This window comes from Cytobacillus sp. Hm23 (assembly GCF_051842895.1).
Classification (GTDB): domain Bacteria; phylum Bacillota; class Bacilli; order Bacillales; family SM2101; genus Nanhaiella.
The window spans coordinates 1-19,682 of sequence record NZ_JBPXRQ010000042.1; the positions used below are offsets into that span (position 1 = coordinate 1).

Sequence of the window (19,682 nt, forward strand, 5' to 3'; positions counted from 1 at the left end):
TTAGAAGTTTCAAGCGTTTTAGAGCTAAAATCTTATTAGCTCATAAGTATAAAAAAGTGGGTGTTCATGTTGGATAGGGCGAAGAGAACTTGCTTCACCCCAACATTTGACGTTGAACCCGAAAATGTAATTAACTCATGGGATCAGTATGATTGAATAATTCCCGAAATAAAATGAAGGATAGAGACAGAGCTCTTTAAATTTGATTTAATAGTTATAAAATAATCAAGTCTTTAACAAGACACTCTATCTCTAAGCATAATTTTCAAGGAATGTTCGTCTATACAGAACCTTATTATATCAAAGTATTAATTTATATCTAAAACAAATTTTCAAAAGAACCTAAAGAAAAGTATGGGAAGAGCATATAAATTCTTTCCCTTTATTTCTGTTAAGATAAAGTGACAGTTGCTGCAACACCAGAAGGCAATGCTACTCCTGAATTGTTCTGAATTTGTACCGATAGTAGACTACAAGCGGGAATAGGGTTAACAGGACCAGATGCACTGGCGCAACAATCAAGAGTTGGACCTGATAGTAATACAAAAATTCCTGTACCTGTCAGGTTACCACCGCATTGATCAGAGGAAAAAACCTCTGCCCTTACTGATTGATTCGCATTTTGTAAAACTTGATTTCGAATATTGAAAGTCAGTTGGATATTATTTATTAGCTGTGGTACTACTACTGAATTGTTAAGAAAAGTATTACTAAAGGTACCCAACCCTAAGAAACCATTTGCACCTATATCGACTTGTTGGTCTGTATTTAAAAAGACGGTCGGAGTACCAGGTGGTCCAGTAGGTCCAGTAGGTCCAGTAGGTCCAGTAGGCCCAGTAGGTCCAGTAGGTCCAGTAGGTCCAGTAGGTCCAGTAGGTCCAGTAGGTCCAGTAGGTCCAGTAGGCCCAGTAGGTCCAGTAGGTCCAGTAGGTCCGGTAGGTCCAGTAGGTCCAGTAGGTCCAGTAGGTCCCTGAGGTCCTGGTGGTCCTGGTGGTCCTTGAGGTCCTGGTTTTCCTTGAGGTCCTTGTGGCCCTGGTTTCGGTTGTGGAACGACTTTACACTTGCAATCTTCATCTTTACTACTATAATACATTCTTCACACCTCCTTGTTCTAATTTAGTCTATGTTCGTTTTAAATAATTGGTTGGGTAGAATAGCCACAAGCTGTAAAAATAATATTAAATAACTTAAAAAAGGGCATGTAATTAGAAAAACAAAGGCTTTATTCTTTTGCAGATCAGCAATAAACTATTAAAATTACATAAATGTTTTGTTTTCAGTCGCCGATCTTTCTTTAGAAATGGAATCTATATCATCTTATGGTGCAAATTTTCTTTGAAACGCTTGAAGTTTTTTTAAAATGTTGAATTGATTAAAGGTGAGTGTTTTATTAAGAAGCATCAATCACTAAGAACTTATGTGTCATTACTAATAAGTCATAGCTTAACAAATGTAATAGCTTAGCAAACTAAAATACTTGTAAAAGTACAAGGAAAAAAACGATAAAAGGAGGGAAGGTATTAATGTACCGAGAATATTGGAATTTAATGAGAGGAAATAATTAGAGCGGGTGATTGATAAAAAGTAACTATATATAATGTTTTTGTATTCGAATTCTTGTAATGATGCTCTTTACCTACATTTTAACTGGAAATTAGAACAGCAAGATATGTTGCCATACAGCAGTCATCATTATATAGAAGAAAAGATGCTACGAATGCTAGTTGTATATATGTGACTTTTCTTAGTAAACAATAATAATTAAATCCCTACAGTAACTAATAATATTTATTTCTATATTTATCCACTAAGTTAAGACCGATCATTTGACCGATAGCTTTTAAATTTTGTGTAGGGGTCACATAATCAGCTTTGAGCTTTAGTGCATTTAAAAAATGGATATACGCTTCATTGTATTTGTGTTGGTGCAATAAAGCTTCACCGCAGTAATTTTCTATAATATGATCCTTCTCTTCATACTGGGAAAAAATATTCTCTGCATCATGAAACCTTTTTTCTACCAATGCTTTCATTCCTTCAAAAAAATCTCTATCCTTCTGATCAATTATGAATGGTATTGATTCATCAAATAGCTTCACCGTTTCAGGGAATAATCCCCGTTTCGAAAGCGCTACACCCACAATAAGATTGGCCTTTAGTTGATTTCTTTCCTTTGGCTCATCAGACCAATCAATTTCTTTTAAAAATTTACTAGGTTCAGTTTGAGCTAAGAACTCTTTAATGTGTTGTACAAGCGTCTCGTAGCTAATGTTTTGCGATGCATTCTTTGAATGCCGACGATATAAATAGATTGGTTCTGGAATATGGTAGGATGGGTAATTGACGGCAATATTCATAACAAATGCAGTATCTTCGCCGAGTACATATGGTGGGATTTTATTGTTTATTATCTTTTCTTTTCTATACATAATCGTACCATTATTATAAGGAGTACCTACATTGATAAAAAAAGAAAACAGTTCTGAAGGATGAATATTATTCGATTGCCAATAACCGACTGGCTGATTAAATTCGTTAATTAATAGCATATCTGAATGAACAAAGACAATGTCTTCTCCGTAGAATCCTTCTAAAAGTTTCTCAAATCGATTCGTCAACGACAGGTCATCAGCATCATGGAAAGTAATAAAGTCTCCATTACAATGACTTAACCCTTTATTTCTTGCCGCAGCGACCCCTTTGTTCTCTTGAAGAAAATAACGTACTCTTCGATCTGTGAATGATTTTATCACTTCTTCACTTTTATCCGTGGACCCGTCATTTACGATGATTAACTCAAAATTTTCCTCTGTCTGATTTAAGATACTTTCAATAGTTTCTTTAATGAATGCTTCTCCATTGTAAACAGGTAGAATAACACTGATCATAAATTCACCCCTCGTTATTATTTAGAATGTCTTTGAAAAAAGTCTTATTATGCAAAACGCTCGGGTCATTCGGGGCATAAGTCTCAGCATGTTCATTATGCTCATTAGCTTTTTGAAGATCATGTAATTCCCAGTGGCAAACACAAAGCTGTAGGTGTGCAATCTTCATCCATTCGGAAGACACGTTTTCCATTTTAAGAATCTGCTCATACCAATAGACTGCAGTATTATAATCACCCCAATTGACATAATAATATCCGATATCAGAGCATTTACTTACGTCAAGTAAACCGTTATCTAAAGATAAAATATGAGCTTTGTTGTTTATTAACGAATCAATTAAATGACCAAAATCTATAGCGATTTTCCCTTCTTGAGCTAGCTCTACACATATTAGGTTGGCAGCAATTCCCGCTGAGACGAACACCACGTCATATTCATATTCTGTTGCTCTAGCAATGACATTTGAAACATCCTTTACCCCAAAAACGGGAACATTACCAACTATATTCTCGTAACCAATGTCTTCAAAATACTTTCTTCCCTCATCCATCTTATTTCCAACTAACAATACACGGTGGTGCTGTAATAACTCATGATACAGTGTTGTGTATCGACAAAGCTCAAAATGAATAAATGAACTCGTTACGTTCATTTTCTTTAAATTCCAATTATGGTAGTTCACTAGCTTTATAAATAAGTTTTGAAAAGTAGGATACCTCGCGATTGGCACACCTATTGCATTTGTTAATAATAATTTTTCTGTTAAAAAATCTCTTGTTTCATGATCAGGTAAGGTAACTCCTGCATAAGAAAGAAATTGGAGTCGAGGTTCTTTGTTAATTTCCTCACTTGAATTGATTAGGTCATGTGACAAAAAAATTAACTCTCCATCCCCAATACGAACAAGAGAATATCCCTTTCCATTTCTTAGAGCCTCTCTTATTTCGTTAGCGATATGCTCTGCGTTTTTCAGCTTGATTCTTTCCTCACCTAACTGTTTCATTCCAGCGTCAATGATGTTTTCAATGCTAAATGGTAAAATATATTGCTTATCTAAACTTTCCTCTACAATCTTGTCGCCACCATAATATAAGCCTTCAACAGCATAGTTTTTGTTGTTACCTACTTCAACATGACCATACTTCTTAAGCTTCTGCCATTCATTCTTCGATATGTTATACATCTATTTTTCATTCCTTTTCACATTCTTAAAGGTATAACTTTTCATCAAACGGCTTGTTAATTAAATGCATATATTCTAACTCTGTTTTCTTTATTTTTTCAATAATGTTTGTTCTATCTTGACTTATAAAAAGTTCTAACTCCATTATTTTGGTTTCGAGGTCTGTTGAATCAGTTGAAATAACGAAATCCTCCAAATTGAGGGAGTGAGCAAAATCAAAAACTTTAAATCGATATGCTAAGGCGATTGGAGGTGTATCCGCAGCAATAGAAATAATATTTGCATGCAATTTAAAATTGATTGTGAAAGAAAAATTTGATATAAGGTCTATTAACGCATCCTGATGATAGAGGGTTGTGTCCAAGATAACATTTTCTTGATCATTTATTTTATGATAAATTGATTTTAAAGCTGGAATATCTTGATCCCAGACCGTATATAAGTGAATTTTGTAGCCTTTTTTGATGAGTGATTTTATTACGTTCACTAATGAATTCTCAAGCTGACGCTCATTTTCTCCGTATATGCGGTTAAAAGATGTTCCCCAATTAACTCCAATTACTTTATTTGTAGATGGGAAAGATACTTTATCCTCTTCTTTGTATGCAGTTCTCTCTGAGAGAAGGAACCCAGGATCTCCGCAAATCATCATTTTATCTTCGTTTGCCCCCATCTGCTTAATAATTTCGTACGTTAACGGTCCCCTAACACCTACAAATTCAGCATACTCTATGACTTCTATAAATTTTTTCTGGATATCTTTCGTAAAGTATTTATCGACGTTAATTCTTTTTCCTTCTAATAATAATGGAATATGGTCTAATTGAATTAAATCTATACCTGACCCCCAAATAACTACTTTCTTACCTCTTTTTATAGCTTCATATAACAAAGGAATGTTATCCCTAATAATAGAGCCACCTCCTAACACAATTAAATCATATGAATCAAGGTTATACTCTTCGATTGATGTGCGCATATAAGTACCTTTAAGCTCCCATTCTTTATCAGCTAATATTTCATTGAATTTATATCGGAAAAGATCCCAAAGCAAATCATCACCAAGGTTTTTATAACCAATCCATCCGACATATAAAACTTTTTTAATTGTATTTTCTCCCTTTAATTCTGAAAAAAACTGATGATTATATTTCACACTTTCATCATTCGGACGATATTTCTCAGCCTCCTTATTATGTTTAATAGACTGATCTACATCACCTAAATTCCAATAGCATACACATAGTTGCAAGTGAGGAAACCATGTAGAGTATGCAGGTTGTTGAAATCCGTCGGTATTTGTATCTCTTTTATGAAGAGCTGTGTGAAACCAAAAGGTTGCTGTTTCATAAGCATTCTTTTCCATGAAGTAGCTCCCTAAACGACAGCAAATCTCTGGACGTGGATAGTCATATTTAAAAGATTTTAATAAGCAATTTAATTCTTCATCTTCATCGCCTAAATGACTATTGCAGTCAGCTAAGTTGAGGCATGCCCTAATTTCATCCTCCACCCAGCCTTCTTTGGTAGCTAAAAACTCTTCATAATAACTAATAGCTTTTTGGTAAAACTGATGGTCCTTTAGTTCATTAGCATAATAATACAAATCTCTAGGAGTAAAGCTTTCTCCTTGTTTAATACGATTTTCATAAATTTTTAGATTTCTTCCTTCACTCACATCATTTTCCTTTAAATGTTTATGGTGACTAATTGCAATATCTGATTTGAAAATATTTCCTGATACTGCTAAATACTCATGCACAACTCCGAACCATTTAAATTGATTTACGCGCTTTACTAAACGATTTCTTCTATAACTAAACGTTGGATTTCCGTACTCATCAAAGGCGATATTGTAGATCATAGATACAGCATCTACAGAATCACCTAAAGTTTCTTTAAGCTGTAATAATTTTTTTAAATCTTCTTGCTGAACCACATCATCAGCATCTAACCAAAGGATGTATTCTTTAGTAGCATGGCTAAAAGCAAAGTTTCTAGCATCAGCAAAATCATCAATCCACTCATAATCAATGATTTTGTCTGTATATATTGCAGCGATTTCTTTCGTTTTATCTGTAGATCCAGTATCCACAATAATAATTTCCTCACATGCGTCCTTGACACTTGCTAAACAATTTTCAAGTGTTTGTTCTTCATCCTTAACAATCATACATAAACTGATTGTAACCACTGATCGCCCTCCTATTTTGATTTATCAATACAACATAATATGTTTGCACCATTCTTATGTGATATTTGAGCCTCAAGACAACACCCTTATCATTTTTATTAATATGATAAATCATATGAAATATAATTTTTTCATCAACTATATGTAAGGAGGCTAGTATGTACGAAGAACTAAAATTAAAAGAATTTAACAAGCGACTCGCTCAACAACACATGTCTGAAAAACAGGTTTTATGCCAAAAAGACAAAGCCGAAGACTCATTTCATATCGTTTATGTTATGTCTAGTGTAGCTGTAAGTGGAGGAGTAAAAATTATTTTTGAACATGTTAATCGTTTAACACGCCTTGGCTTTAAAGTTACAATTGTGACACATTTTGAAAAACCTCATTGGTATCCTATTGATGCTACTTATATACAAGTTCCATTTACGATAGAATTAGCAAAAGGAATTCCAAATTGTGATGTTATTGTTGCAACATACTGGGATCATATTCAATCCTGTATTGACACAGGTATTGCGCCAGTTGTTTATTTTGAGCAAGGTGACTTTCACTTGTTTGATTATGAAGGTATGAATGACACGTTAAAGTTATTTATTAAACGTCAATATGAACTGCCACTATTTATATTCACAGTATCGAAAAGTGCTGCTAAATTGATAAATAAAATTTATGGTCGAGAAGCAAGTGTCATTCATAACGCAATAGATGAAAGCATCTTTAACGAAGGAAGTTCTTCATTCAAAACAGAGAAACCATATATGCTAATGATAGGTGCAGAATCTGCTATTTTTAAAGGTATCCGTGATATTATTGAAGCGTATAATGCGATTCAACAAGAATATGATATATCGTTGTTTTGGATAACGCCTGAGGAGCCGTCGAACGACATGAGAAATAAGGTTACAAAAACCTTCGTTCGGCCTAGTCAAAGCACAATCGCAGAGTTATATAGAGGGGCGAGATTATATGTATCTGCATCTCATTACGAAAGCTTTTCTCTTCCACCATTAGAAGCGATGTCTTGTGGTTGTCCTGTCATTACAACTGAAAATGATGGCGTACTTGAATATGCTATTGACCGAGAGAATGTTCTACTATGTAGAATTAGGGACTCGATAGACTTAACTAATAAAATAAAAAAAGTGTTAGATGACGGCGAACTAGCTGATTTACTTATAACGAATGGACTGTCTACTGCCAAGCAATTTAAATGGCATGTGATTATAGATGAAATTTATGATTATTATAAGAAGAATGCATCATTTGAAGTAAAGCGACAACATACAGAGGAAGATTGGAACATAGAAATTTCTGAAGATGCATTTATCAATCCGAGTGATTATATTAAATTTCTTAAACTATTAAATATAACAAAAGCATCTGTAATAAAAGTTCCAGTCGTATACGAAATTGATAGCTCCTTAAAAATTGCTCGTTGGGAAGTCGTCGCATCCCATAAATATATACAAAATCATGTTGAAGATATTTGCTATAGTCCTGTTCAATCCGATCATAATCAAATATTACTTAATCATAAAGGGTATCGTCCTTTTATTGAAAGAGAGTTTGAAGAAGCATTAAAGGACTTTACTTCGCTATATGATGAAACGAAGGATCCACAGCTTCAAGCAGTATACTTCCGCTGGATGTTGTTAAGTTTATACCGCCTTCAAAGGAGATTTGAAGCGAAAAAGAAATTAAGAAACCATTCATTTCAAGATAAGTACTTCTCTGAAATATATTTTCTAAACAAACTTCTAGAGAAGGAAAATGCAAATGAAACAAATACTTGGAAGATGTCCATTTTAGGAGATGCAGTTTCGTATCCTGAATACATTTATGAAATTAATAAATTATCATTGTAATAAGTAAATCTTAACGACAATAAAAAATACATCCTTGGGGTGTAGAGAAAGGTATTTACTACACTCTTTTGTTCTCTTTGAAATTATTGATATTATTTTTTCCTAAACGTTGCTGCTTTTTATCACCTACATTTGGGTAACGGGTGTGTATAATATGATTTTTATAGTAGTATTTAGCTCTATTTAAGAAAAGAAACAATTAATGAGGACATAGCGTGTATTAAAGGTAAAGTAAGTATTTTACCTAAGCTGGCATGCTATTCTTTAGCAGGTTGAAGTTATTAACATTATTATCCACAGTTTGCGCACAATATCCACAGTTTTGTTCAATATATACTGGGAATATATATTGAACTTCTCCTTTCTAGGGAACTAATTCATTCTCAAAGCTCATGAATAACAGTTTTATCCATAGTTAACCAATTTGATGTATACAAAAATGGCTTAACTATCACTTTTTCAGTAGGAAAAAAGAATATGAAATAACATTAATAAAATTATTAATATACAGAAAATTTATTGATAAAATCTATACTGTGAAGATATTTTGATAAACGTGTCACACTACTTTGTTTAATAACTTTACCTAATATTTTGATAAGTGTTAACTTTTTAACAGTGTTATCCACAGTTTATTCACAATATCCACAATATTTACAATAAAAACTGTATAGGAACTGTCCTATACAGTGATTTTACTGGGGGAATGTGGATTGTTGTATGTTATTCATATTATTCATCGTCAGGTATGACTAATGATTGGCACTCAGTATTGAAATCAAATGGAATGACTTGTTCATATGGAGGTGGCATGAGATCTGCGTGTAGGTTATCCTCATATGGCGTATCAATTGGGTCACATTGTGAGTCAACTTCCTTCTTAAGATTGTTAACAACAACTTGACCGATTTGTCTACCTAGGCTTAGTCCCTCATCATTGTCAATAGGGAAATGAACGAGCCCATATAATCGAGAAATGGCACATTCTTCGGCTAATTCGTCTAATCTTAAAGATTCTCCTGGGAAAAAGTATTTCAACAGCTCTGCAGCGCAACCAGCAACAGCGGCATGCCCTGAAGGATACGTAGGGTGTCTTGGTGTACAAACAACGGTTGCTAACTCTTGGTCTAGCTGATCAGGCCTTGCTACAAGCCAAAGGAATTTATAAAACCAAGTAATGACAAATGTATCATTTATGGCACTTTGCACCGCACCCAATATTCTAGCAGCTCTAGGTGCTGTTACACCATATGTGTCAATGAGTCGGTCAATAATTGGTGTCCATTGCTTCGTCGCAACACCAGTACCCCAATATTTGGCTACAGTTTTTTTGTGATCATCTAAGTTATCTCTTACTTCTAATACTTTCTCTAGTTGTTCATTCCAATCAATATAATTTGGGTTTTTAATAGAGAAATAGATCGGTTCTTTGTTTGGAAGAGTAATAAACTGATTGCCACATCGCTTAATATAGTATGTTGACCATGATCCTGCATATGGTTCTTCAGGGTTTTTAGGAGGTTCACTTTCTCCAGCATAAGGAATCTCATTCCATCTTTCATACGTACATTTACATTCACAAGAATTAAATAGACAGTTACAGTTCAATGAATTCACCTCTTTTCTTTTTATTACTAGTCTATTCAATAATAAACATAGAGGTTTGATTCATTAGTCTATCGTGTGATAAATTGATAAAATCGGCTAATAGATGAACAATGACGTAGTTGCTCATATTAAGAATTCGACTATCCTTTATTAAAGCTTTTTTTCGTAAAATTTGTTACTATTATTACTAAAAATGGACAGTAAGATCAGTTTTTTACAAATTCCATCATGAACAAAGTAGAAAAGATTTCACGGTCGCTATACAGGCTTACATGTTTAAATCTTAATGGGATAAGGAATAATTAAAAAAACAACCATCTTTCCTACATTGGAAAAATGGTTGTTTGGTTTGATCGCTAATTTTAATAAAGTATATCAATTGGTGAATTTTAGTTAACAAAATAGCATTCATTTTAGAACATAGATGAACTGTGTAATGGCTGTAGCTTTGCTTTCGGATCAATGTATGATTTTGCGTTATTAACAGCGGTTGGTGCTTCACCAAAGCCAGAAGCAATTAGCTTTACTTTGCCGTCATACGTACAAATATCTCCAGCAGCATAAATACCTTGAATATTGGTTTCCTGCTTAGAGTTTACAACGATAGAATTTTTTTCGATTTCAAGTCCCCATTCTTTAATAGGACCAAGTGATGAAACGAAGCCAAAGTTAACAATAACGTCATCTACATCAATCACTTCTTTTGTTCCTTCTTTAACTTTCTCTAAGACAATTTGTTTAATAGCCTTTTCATCACCAATAATTTCAACAGGAACATAAGGTGTTTTTATGTCAACCTTTGAATTTATTAAATTTTCAACACTGTGTTCATGTGCACGGAATTTATCACGACGGTGAATAATGGATACTTTCTCTGCAATTGGCTCTAACATTAGTGACCAATCTACAGCTGAGTCTCCTCCACCACACACGACTACTTTTTTACCTTTGAATTTTTGTAAATCATCTATAAAGTAGTGAAGGTTTTTCCCTTCATATTCTGTAGCTTTTTCAAGGTCAATTCTCCGAGGCTGAAACGCACCATTACCAGCAGTAATGATAATTGTTTTAGAATAATGTATCTCACTATTTGTTATTAGCTTAAAAACTCCGTCTTCTTGCTTCTCTAGCTTGTCTACAGATTGATCTAAACAAATGGTTGGTGAAAACTTTTCCATTTGCTCTTTTAGATTATCAATTAGCTCTTGAGCCCGGATTTTCGGGAATCCAGCTACATCATAAATGTACTTTTCTGGATATAGTGCTGATAATTGTCCACCTAATTGTGGAAGGCTTTCGATAATTTTTACACTAGCCTGCCGCATTCCCCCGTAGAAAGCCGTAAACAATCCTGAAGGACCTCCACCAATAATGGTAATGTCATACACTTTTTGATCTTCTTTCAAACCAAATCCCCCCATATGTGAAGCTACATTTAATAGTATATTTGTTTCTGCACTATTTATCATACCACATGCATTCAAAAATATCTTAAGCATAAATGCAGAAATTTTTGATTTATTAAATTGTGACAGTTTAAAAAACTCCATTATTGGACTAAAGTGTAAAATTTGTCGAAACGTTGAAGAAAAAGCTTATTTTTTAAATATTCTTAAGTTTATAAATGTAGAATTTGTGCTTGAAAAACATGTATAAAAAGAATATTATGTAATATAGGAAATATGTTAAATTTTTGTGACAAATTTAACCCTTATCATACCTATATTTTTTGATAGTGTTTTGATTAAGTAAGTGAAGAAATTCACATTATTCTTTGTTCATGAACATGGAAAAAATTACTATATTGGTAGATACCAAGCTTTTCATAAAGAAAAAACGATAAAAAATCTCATAGCGGTGAATGATAAGTATAACCGCAATATAATTTATTAAAGGTGGATGTGATACGGTTGAGAAAACCAAAAATAGTTATATTAGGTGCAGGTTATGGTGGGTTAATGACAACAGTTCGTCTGCAAAAATATTTAGGAGTTAACGAAGCTGAAATTACGTTAATAAATAAAAATAGTTATCACTATGAAAGTACGTGGTTACATGAGGCATCGGCTGGGACATTACATCATGATCGTGTACGTTACCCAATTAATAATGTAATAGATAACAGAAAAGTTAACTTTATCCAAGATACAGTTGTAGAAATTAAGCGTGAAGAGAAGTTGGTTGTACTTGAGAATAATGAAATAACATATGATTATTTAGTTGTCGGATTAGGATTTGAGTCTGAAACTTTCGGTATTAAAGGCTTAAAAGAGCATGCTTTTTCAATTGCAAATGTTAATGCTGCTCGTCGAATAAGAGAACATATTGAATATCAATTTGCTAACTATAATAATGACAGTGAAGATCGTGATGAACGCTTAACGATCGTTGTAGGGGGAGCTGGCTTCACCGGTATTGAGTTTGTTGGAGAACTAGCAAATCGTATACCTGAGTTATGTCGTGAATATGATATTGATGAACATAAACCACGTATTATATGTGTAGAAGCAGCACCAACTGTATTACCAGGATTTGATCCAGAGTTAGTTGAATATGCAGTAGGTCATTTAGAACGTAAAGGTGTAGAATTTAAAATAGGTACTGCAATAAAAGAATGTACAACAGAAGGTATCATTGTTGCAAAAGATGACGAAGTAGAAGAAATAAAGTCAGAAACTGTTGTATGGGCAGCAGGTGTTCGTGGGAATAGTATCGTTGAAAATTCAGGCTTTGAATCAATGCGTGGTCGAGTAAAAGTAGAAGCTGATTTACGTGCTCCTGGACATGATGATGTATTTATCGTGGGTGATTGTTCATTAATGATAAATGAAGAAATTAATCGCCCATATCCACCGACAGCCCAAATCGCAATGCAACAAGGTGAAACGTGTGCCAAAAATTTAGCTGTGCTCGTAAGAGAACAAGGAGAATTAGAACAATTTAAACCAGATATAAAAGGAACAGTATGTTCATTAGGTGATGATGATGCCATTGGTGTTGTATTCGGTAAGAAAATCACAGGCTCAAAAGCTTCATTTATGAAAAAAATGGTAGATAATCGTGCACTATTTTTAGTAGGTGGACCGTCATTAGTAATGAAAAAAGGAAAATTTAATATATTTTAAACATAAGGCTCTGGTCGTATAATTTGTTGCTAAATTTATTGAAATGGACACGTTGTATGCGTGTTTATAGATCAATAAGCTATGCAACAATCTATGCGAAAATTAGCCAAACATAAAAAGAGCAATTGCATAAAACTTGTGCTATTGCTTTTTTTTAGGTTCTTTTCGTATATTTATCACTAAATATAAATGGCATGTAAAATTAATGTTTGCGTCAGATAAGATACATGCATTGGGTTTGTAGCAAGTCTATAAATAACATAGGAGTTGTATAAATATGGGGAGAGAAGAAAGAGGGAAAGTATGGCTAGCAGTTGCAGGTGTAGTCACATCAAATAATGGCGAATGGCTTGTTGTTAAGAAGAAATACGGTGGACTCAAAAATAAATGGTCCTTTCCTGCTGGATTTGTAGAACATAATGAAACATTAGATGAAGCTATTTTGCGCGAGGTTTATGAAGAAACGGGAATTGCTTGTGAAATAGAAGGAATGATTGGCTTGAGAACTGGTGTTATTAGTAATGACATAAGTGACAATATGGTGTTGTTCTCATTAAAAGCTCAGAGTGAAGAAATCGTTATTCAAGAAAAAGAGCTGTATGACGCAGCATTTATCTCACCTGATGACTTAGTGAAAGATCCAGATTCATCAATATTACTCATTCGTTTTTCACAAATGGAATTGGAAAACAGAAAGATGTATGACGACATAAACCCAGGTAGTCAATTTGGTTACACTAAATATAAATTGTTTCTATAAGGTTAAGCTCGTATAACTTGTCCCTATTTTTCCTGAGAGATTTGTTCATACAATGCACAAAGACAAAATTAAGCCTTAATTAATTATTTGAAAAAGTGTGATTAGAGAAGGATACAGTTGTAAAATACCTTTGTAATCGCTTACATAAGTGCTTTTTCGTCAATAACGTACCTTTCCTTATAATAAATTTGTTGGTAATATTATCAGAAAATTTAAATTAAAATAAAAACTAAATGGAGGGTGTTATTGATGGAAGCTATTTCAACCGAGAAAAAAGAATGTCCATATTGTTCTGGTAAAGGTTATATACAACTATTATTAGGTGGATCAGAAACATGTACTAACTGTGGAGGTAGTGGAAAAAAATAATGAATATTATACGATAGAATATGCTGAGTAATAAGTGCATTTGTATTGTTACCTTAATCTTCAGTTTGAATTTACGTTAAAGTGTTTTGTACTTGACCTCTATATCATCATTCAGTACACTTAATGGTGGTAGTTGGAGGTGAGTAATTGAAATGAGTGTACCAATGAGTGTACCGGTTTTAATCATATCAATACTGTTATTTTTTATTTTATTCTTTGGAATAGGATTCCTTCTAAATATGGTTTTACGAATGACTTGGATTATGGCAATTATTAGCCCACTTATTTTTATACTAATTATTGATAAGGTCAGATTTATAGATTATTTTACTGAACCAAGTGCATCATTTACAGATTTATATGAAAATTTAATATCGTTAGCTCCAGCTGATATTATCATATTAGTTAGCGGTTTAATTGGTGCTATTTGCTCAGGAATTACAATAAAGATATTACGGGCAAAAGGTTATCAAATGTTCTAAAAGGAGATCTCAAAATTTTGAGGTCTTATTTTTTTGTTAATTTTTGTTATTTTTACATATCGAATTTCTCAACAACAACGTTAAAATTTCATTGTTTCAAATAGGTGACATCGTCAATCAAATTGGAATAGACTCCCTATAAATACAACAATTTTTCCTCCCTCATGAATATTTCTTTCTCTTTTTGGAAAGTAATAGATTCGTGAGAGGAGTGAAAAATAAAAAATGAGTTTACTAAGAACTATTACTAGAAGAGCAGTAATGACCATGCTATTAGTTGCTGCGTTATTTGTTACTTTTCAGTCATTTTCCGGTGTTGAGGCTAAGTCAATTATCGGTTGGATGCAAAATAACTATCATAAATCTACTTTAGTACAGGATGAAGTTTTACCGGAATATAATTATTTACAGAGAAACATAAGCTTACCTTCTAAATTGTTAAATCGAGTCGCTGTAAATCCAACGGAAATTTCATCAAGTGAAGAGGTAAATGCGGAACTAAGTCTTGAGGATCTTGACTGGAGTAAATATCCGTCAATGAAGGTGACAGCAACAGGATATACTGCAGGCTATGAATCAACTGGAAAAACACCAAATCACCCACAATATGGCATTACATACTCTGGGGTGAAGGTGAAAAGAGATTTATATTCAACTGTAGCTGCAGACCTAAGAGTTTTCCCAATCGGAACGATTTTATTTATCCCGGAATATGGGTATGGTGTTGTTGCGGATAAAGGCGGTGCCATTAAAGGCAATAAAATTGATTTGTACTATGAAACTGTTGAAGAAGTATATGAAGAATGGGGTAAAAAAACCGTTGAAGTTTTTATTATTGAACGAGGAACAGGTAAGCTTTCTGAGCAAGATTTAACTGTCTTAAATGAGAATGAATCTATGCAAGTGTTCCGACAACAATATATAAATTCAAAAAATTAAGAAAAGTCTGTTTCAAAAGCTTTGTTGTGTTATTGTTACCATATAGAACAGCATGACAGTTTGAAACGTAAGGAAAGGTACTACGAATTCTAGTTTTGTACAAATTTATTGTTTAGACAAAAAATAATAATCAATATAAATAGCCTAACATAAAGGTAATGGTGACTCATAATATTATAGAGTCACCATTTTTTACATACTAATCAAATATTGTAAAAGGAGCGTTAAAAAAATTCCAGTTAAGCCACCGAAGAACACTTCAATAGGTTGGTGACCTAATAATTCTTTCAACTCCTTACGCTTTTCTTCCTGAGGCTTCTTAGGCCATAATTTTGCTTCTCCAACGAATTTATTGAAGTCAGACACAAGTTGATTTAACACAGTTGCTTGTTCACCGGCGTGACGTCTGACACCAGTTGCATCAAACATAACGATAATAGCAAATACAGTCGATAGGGCAAATATAGGTGAACCAAACCCCTCTTCTATAGCAATGCCTGTCGTTAATGCTGTTACAGCTGCCGAATGAGAGCTGGGCATTCCTCCTGTACTAGTTAGTAATGACCAATCAATTTTTTTAGTAGCAAAAAACTGAATTGGAACTTTGACAAATTGTGCAAAGAAGATTGCAAGTAATGCAGACCATAAAGGAAAATTTGACATTAATTCCATTTGACTAAAACGCCCTTTCTTGCTGATATAATTAAAAGAATATGATACGCTTTTCTAAATGTCCAGTTTCAGTATCCCATCTCCATCGAGTATTAGAAGATGAAAAGCTCCTTTACATCGGTACTTGTCAGGGGATACCTAAAAGAACTAGCTAATGTGCTCATCCCTTTTTTAAGTGTGAGCGCTTACGATTTTTGGAGGTAAGATACCTTGGCCAATTATCCATTAGAATACTATCAATTTTTTATAAAATTTAATGAAGGAGATTATTACACATGTCATGACCTTCTTGAAGAAATATGGATGACTGAAAAGCATAATTACTTCTTAAAAGGACTTCTTCAAATGACAGTAGCGCTTTATCATTATGGCTATGGAAATGTAGAAGGCGCACGTTTAATGATGAGAGCAGGGCATCAATATATTCAAAAATACCGTCCATCTTATTGGGGTATTGATTTGGAAGAAGTCAATGAATTTATTGAAAAATGCCTTATTATTATACCACAAGATGTGGAGCGGGTACCTTTCGAAAACATTGACCGTTTACCTAAACTACCTACATTATTATTATACTTAAATGAAGAACGAGAAGAATAATTTGAAATGTTTTCTTTTTGTAAATTTATTCGTTATCATAGATGTGGAGGTGTATAACATGTTTATTGTGAAAAATGATTTAGATTTTACTCAAGCATGTGAGGTCATTGTCATTGGTTTATTTGAGAAAAATAATCAATTGAATGGCTTAGCTGCTGAGGTTGACACGGTTCTGGAAGGTCAAATTACTAACATGTTAAAGGAAGGAGATATTTCAGCAAAGAAGAAGGTTATTTCAAAAGTACATACATTAGGGAAATCCTCTATAAAGCGTTTTTATTTCGTTGGCTTAGGAAAAGAAGGTCAACTTACATTTGAGACTGCTCAACAAGCTTTTGGTAAATTATTTAAACAACTGAAAAATGAGAAATTTGAAGAGGTTGCAATTGCAATAGATTCGTTTGCAACAAAAGATGTCGATGTATTTGATATATCGCATGTCATAGGTGAAGCGTTACCATTAGCTACATATCAATTTGCTAACTATAAACAAAAGTCGAATGAACCTAACAAAGAATTAACACATATTACAGTATATAGCGAACTTGATGTTAAGGAAATTGAGGCTAGTCTGGCAGTTGGATATGCATATGGAAAAGGTACAAACTCTGCACGCACGCTTGTAAATTTACCTGGAAATATGCTAACTGCAACTGATATGGCAAATTATGCTATTGAACTAGCGAAAAGGTATGAATTTGAGTATGAGATTTTAGAAAAGGAAGATATGGAAAAATTAGGTATGGGTGCATTCCTTGCTGTAAATCAAGGCTCTGTTGAACCACCTAAAATGATTGTACTTAAATATCAAGCACAAGAAAAATGGGAAAACGTGATTGGCTTAGTTGGGAAAGGTATAACTTTTGATACAGGTGGTTATTCAATTAAACCTAAAAATGGGATTGTTGGTATGAAAACAGATATGGGTGGAGCAGCATCCGTACTTGGAGCTATGGAAGTGGTTGGAGAGTTACGTCCAAATCAAAATGTAGTTGCTGTTATACCAGCAACTGACAACATGATTAGTGGTAATGCGTTGAAACCTGATGATGTCATTACTGCAATGAGTGGGAAGACTATTGAAGTACTAAATACAGACGCAGAAGGTAGATTAGCCTTGGCAGATGGGATAACATATGCAAAGCAGCACGGAGCTAATTACATCATTGATGTTGCTACATTAACTGGTGGCGTTATCGTTGCTTTAGGAGAAGATATGACAGGTGCTATGACAAACAATGAACCGTTGTTTGAAAAGTTACTTGAAGCGTCATATGAAGCTAGCGAACCGATTTGGCGTTTACCAATAACAGAAAAAGACAAAGATAGAGTACGTAATAGTAAAATGGCAGATTTAAATAACTCACCTGGACGGGAAGGGCATGCCATTATGGCAGGAACTTTTATTGGTGAATTTGCAGAGGATACCCCTTGGGTTCATCTTGATATTGCTGGAACTGCAACAACTAGGTCTCAACATGATTTAGGGCCGGCAGGTGCTACAGGAGTAATGGTAAGAACACTAGCAACATTTGTTGAACGCTTTAGTGACAGTAGTAACTAAAGGTTCCATGCCAAAGCTTCTTCGCTACTTTTACTAAATCACTACTGCTAAATGAGGTTTTTGGCAATGCTCTTTTCGTACCCTTAAATTACCACATAAAAACAACAATTAATACAAAAACAGCCTGTTGCAAAGAATTGAAACGGCAAATTACAGTGTAAGAAATGAATAAGGAAATAAATAAAAGCTTGTAGAGCGAAAGTTCTACAAGCTTTTTTTATGTGACCAAGTTTTACTATGAGTATCGATAATGATTTTGTAAATAATAATTGGGTATATATTAATATTTGAAGAGGGAAGAGCATGAGATTAACGATTTTCGTTGTAATAATATTTATTAATTTTGGAATGTCAAGTTCGATTGCTTCGGCCAAGCAAAATCATACAGTAACAATTATTGTGAAATCCTCACCAACATCTCTTTACGAGAGTAAAATGACGATAAAATCAAAGGAAATTATTTCAAAGTTGAAAGACAATAAGGGTGTGCATACAACAGAGCATATGCCGTTAACAGATACTTTTGTCGTAATAAAAAGTAATGGAGTGAGCCAGAAATTTTATGTAAATAGCAATTGGCAACTTTACAATACTGAACAGCAAAAAAAGTGGAATATTCCAAGTAAGTTAGTTTCACAACTTAAAGATATTCAACAAAAACTTAAAGCTCAGCACTATGGTGCGATTATTCCTTGGCAACAAGTTAATGAGATAATTCCAAAGTATAGTACGTTTAAAATTATTGATATTGAGACGGGCTTATCTTTCAATGGTCAACGAAGAGCAGGCAGTAAGCATGCTGACGTCCAGCCAATTACTAAAGAGGATACAAAAATCATGAAGCAAATATTTAATGGGAGGTGGAGCTGGAATAGACGTGCAATCATAATTATGGCTGATCATCAGAAAATTGCTGCTTCAATGCACGGTATGCCTCACGGAAGTGGTGCCTTAATCAATGGATTCCCTGGACACTTTTGTATACATTTCAAATCTAGTACAACCCATTCATCAAGAAGTGAAGATTTCTCTCATCAATTAATGGTTCGAAAAGCAGCAGGCGTCACAGGTGAATATTTTTTATCTATTTCTCCAATGGAGCTAATTGATTCTTTTTTGTTCAGTGTCAACCAACGTGACTTACATATATTTTCAGCAAGTATAATAGGAGATAAAAGAAAGATTGCAGAGGACTATTTCAACAAATTTAATTCCTTAGAAGGGATTACCCGAGCATCACCCATACCTTCTGTAAAAAACACAGGATCTCTTATTGTAGATATCCCTCTGAAAGTTGAATATTATGGAAAAAATTTAGGGGCGGTTCAAAAAATTATTCATTTCTATGTTACAAGAAACTCATTCGTTGAGCCTTGGAAACTTGACATTGAAGAGGTTAGGAACCAAATTTTTTTTGATTGATTTTT

At 33.7% G+C, this 19,682-nt stretch carries 16 protein-coding genes and 1 pseudogene; 9 read left to right on the forward strand and 8 right to left on the reverse strand.

The window, feature by feature from the left end; all coding sequences use genetic code 11:
* Nucleotides 1–391: 391 nt before the first annotated feature.
* The 5 genes and pseudogenes from ACSVDA_RS20070 to ACSVDA_RS20090 form a co-directional block, all read right to left on the reverse strand.
* Nucleotides 392–1,093 carry a hypothetical protein gene (locus ACSVDA_RS20070; protein ID WP_485885527.1) on the reverse strand — a complete coding sequence of 234 codons (702 nt, stop codon included), beginning with the start codon at nucleotides 1,091–1,093 and terminating at the stop codon, nucleotides 392–394.
* A gap of 685 nt (nucleotides 1,094–1,778) precedes the next feature.
* Nucleotides 1,779–2,888: a glycosyltransferase family 2 protein gene (locus tag ACSVDA_RS20075; RefSeq protein WP_485885529.1), complete on the reverse strand. Its 1,110-nt coding sequence runs from the start codon at nucleotides 2,886–2,888 to the stop codon at nucleotides 1,779–1,781.
* 4 nt (nucleotides 2,889–2,892) lie between these two features.
* Nucleotides 2,893–4,074 (reverse strand): GT-D fold domain-containing protein, encoded by a 1,182-nt coding sequence (locus ACSVDA_RS20080; RefSeq protein ID WP_485885531.1) that lies wholly within the window; start codon nucleotides 4,072–4,074, stop codon nucleotides 2,893–2,895.
* A gap of 25 nt (nucleotides 4,075–4,099) precedes the next feature.
* Nucleotides 4,100–5,230 carry a polysaccharide pyruvyl transferase family protein gene (locus tag ACSVDA_RS20085; protein ID WP_485885580.1) on the reverse strand — a complete coding sequence of 377 codons (1,131 nt, stop codon included), beginning with the start codon at nucleotides 5,228–5,230 and terminating at the stop codon, nucleotides 4,100–4,102.
* Nucleotides 5,219–6,268 (reverse strand): annotated as a pseudogene (locus tag ACSVDA_RS20090) (tetratricopeptide repeat-containing glycosyltransferase family 2 protein); the annotation flags it as partial. The pseudogene ACSVDA_RS20090 and the gene ACSVDA_RS20085, both read right to left, overlap by 12 nt.
* Nucleotides 6,269–6,426: 158 nt before the next feature.
* On the opposite strand from ACSVDA_RS20090, the gene ACSVDA_RS20095 reads away from it, so the two are divergent.
* Nucleotides 6,427–8,136 carry a glycosyltransferase family 4 protein gene (locus ACSVDA_RS20095; RefSeq protein WP_485885533.1) on the forward strand — a complete coding sequence of 570 codons (1,710 nt, stop codon included), beginning with the start codon at nucleotides 6,427–6,429 and terminating at the stop codon, nucleotides 8,134–8,136.
* A 732-nt stretch (nucleotides 8,137–8,868) separates the two neighbouring features.
* Here ACSVDA_RS20095 and ACSVDA_RS20100 read toward each other — a convergent pair.
* Together ACSVDA_RS20100 and ACSVDA_RS20105 are read right to left on the reverse strand one after the other, a co-directional pair.
* Complete coding sequence (locus ACSVDA_RS20100; protein ID WP_485885535.1) at nucleotides 8,869–9,744, reverse strand: vanadium-dependent haloperoxidase; 876 nt, start codon at nucleotides 9,742–9,744, stop codon at nucleotides 8,869–8,871.
* 413 nt (nucleotides 9,745–10,157) lie between these two features.
* On the reverse strand, nucleotides 10,158–11,150 hold the full coding sequence (locus ACSVDA_RS20105) for an NAD(P)/FAD-dependent oxidoreductase (protein ID WP_485885537.1): 993 nt from the start codon (nucleotides 11,148–11,150) through the stop codon (nucleotides 10,158–10,160).
* A 495-nt stretch (nucleotides 11,151–11,645) separates the two neighbouring features.
* Here ACSVDA_RS20105 and ACSVDA_RS20110 point away from each other — a divergent pair, with 495 nt between their 5' ends.
* The 5 genes from ACSVDA_RS20110 to ACSVDA_RS20130 all read left to right on the forward strand — a co-directional run bounded on the left by ACSVDA_RS20110 (nucleotide 11,646) and on the right by ACSVDA_RS20130 (nucleotide 15,419).
* Nucleotides 11,646–12,869, forward strand: coding sequence for an NAD(P)/FAD-dependent oxidoreductase (locus tag ACSVDA_RS20110; protein WP_485885539.1), 1,224 nt, complete (start codon nucleotides 11,646–11,648; stop codon nucleotides 12,867–12,869).
* 277 nt (nucleotides 12,870–13,146) lie between these two features.
* The gene (locus ACSVDA_RS20115) at nucleotides 13,147–13,629 is read left to right on the forward strand and encodes an NUDIX domain-containing protein (protein ID WP_485885541.1); all 483 of its coding nucleotides are present in this window, start codon (nucleotides 13,147–13,149) and stop codon (nucleotides 13,627–13,629) included.
* Between the two features lie 249 nt (nucleotides 13,630–13,878).
* The gene (locus tag ACSVDA_RS20120) at nucleotides 13,879–13,998 is read left to right on the forward strand and encodes a YuiA family protein (RefSeq protein WP_320209529.1); all 120 of its coding nucleotides are present in this window, start codon (nucleotides 13,879–13,881) and stop codon (nucleotides 13,996–13,998) included.
* 152 nt (nucleotides 13,999–14,150) lie between these two features.
* Nucleotides 14,151–14,480, forward strand: coding sequence for a YuiB family protein (locus ACSVDA_RS20125; RefSeq protein ID WP_320209528.1), 330 nt, complete (start codon nucleotides 14,151–14,153; stop codon nucleotides 14,478–14,480).
* Nucleotides 14,481–14,705: 225 nt separating this feature from the next.
* Nucleotides 14,706–15,419, forward strand: a complete 714-nt coding sequence (locus tag ACSVDA_RS20130) for a 3D domain-containing protein (protein ID WP_485885543.1) — start codon at nucleotides 14,706–14,708, stop codon at nucleotides 15,417–15,419.
* Nucleotides 15,420–15,611: 192 nt separating this feature from the next.
* On the opposite strand, the gene ACSVDA_RS20135 is transcribed toward ACSVDA_RS20130, so the two are convergent.
* A complete protein-coding gene (locus tag ACSVDA_RS20135; protein WP_214481036.1) occupies nucleotides 15,612–16,091 on the reverse strand; it encodes a divergent PAP2 family protein in 480 nt (159 codons plus the stop codon).
* Between the two features lie 210 nt (nucleotides 16,092–16,301).
* Here ACSVDA_RS20135 and ACSVDA_RS20140 point away from each other — a divergent pair, with 210 nt between their 5' ends.
* From ACSVDA_RS20140 to ACSVDA_RS20150, 3 genes are all read left to right on the forward strand, one after another.
* Complete coding sequence (locus tag ACSVDA_RS20140; protein WP_485885545.1) at nucleotides 16,302–16,691, forward strand: DUF309 domain-containing protein; 390 nt, start codon at nucleotides 16,302–16,304, stop codon at nucleotides 16,689–16,691.
* Between the two features lie 58 nt (nucleotides 16,692–16,749).
* Nucleotides 16,750–18,255 carry a leucyl aminopeptidase gene (locus ACSVDA_RS20145; RefSeq protein ID WP_485885547.1) on the forward strand — a complete coding sequence of 502 codons (1,506 nt, stop codon included), beginning with the start codon at nucleotides 16,750–16,752 and terminating at the stop codon, nucleotides 18,253–18,255.
* Between the two features lie 303 nt (nucleotides 18,256–18,558).
* Nucleotides 18,559–19,677 carry a hypothetical protein gene (locus ACSVDA_RS20150; RefSeq protein WP_485885549.1) on the forward strand — a complete coding sequence of 373 codons (1,119 nt, stop codon included), beginning with the start codon at nucleotides 18,559–18,561 and terminating at the stop codon, nucleotides 19,675–19,677.
* Nucleotides 19,678–19,682: the final 5 nt, after the last annotated feature.

Bases quoted from the DNA above. Each gene is read 5' to 3' on its own strand.
- ACSVDA_RS20070 (WP_485885527.1), bottom strand. From the start codon at position 1,093: ATGTATTATAGTAGTAAAGATGAAGATTGCAAGTGTAAAGTCGTTCCA.
- ACSVDA_RS20075 (WP_485885529.1), bottom strand. From the start codon at position 2,888: ATGATCAGTGTTATTCTACCTGTTTACAATGGAGAAGCATTCATTAAA.
- ACSVDA_RS20080 (WP_485885531.1), bottom strand. From the start codon at position 4,074: ATGTATAACATATCGAAGAATGAATGGCAGAAGCTTAAGAAGTATGGT.
- ACSVDA_RS20095 (WP_485885533.1), top strand. From the start codon at position 6,427: ATGTACGAAGAACTAAAATTAAAAGAATTTAACAAGCGACTCGCTCAA.
- ACSVDA_RS20115 (WP_485885541.1), top strand. From the start codon at position 13,147: ATGGGGAGAGAAGAAAGAGGGAAAGTATGGCTAGCAGTTGCAGGTGTA.
- ACSVDA_RS20120 (WP_320209529.1), top strand. From the start codon at position 13,879: ATGGAAGCTATTTCAACCGAGAAAAAAGAATGTCCATATTGTTCTGGT.
- ACSVDA_RS20125 (WP_320209528.1), top strand. From the start codon at position 14,151: ATGAGTGTACCAATGAGTGTACCGGTTTTAATCATATCAATACTGTTA.
- ACSVDA_RS20130 (WP_485885543.1), top strand. From the start codon at position 14,706: ATGAGTTTACTAAGAACTATTACTAGAAGAGCAGTAATGACCATGCTA.
- ACSVDA_RS20135 (WP_214481036.1), bottom strand. From the start codon at position 16,091: ATGGAATTAATGTCAAATTTTCCTTTATGGTCTGCATTACTTGCAATC.
- ACSVDA_RS20145 (WP_485885547.1), top strand. From the start codon at position 16,750: ATGTTTATTGTGAAAAATGATTTAGATTTTACTCAAGCATGTGAGGTC.
- ACSVDA_RS20150 (WP_485885549.1), top strand. From the start codon at position 18,559: ATGAGATTAACGATTTTCGTTGTAATAATATTTATTAATTTTGGAATG.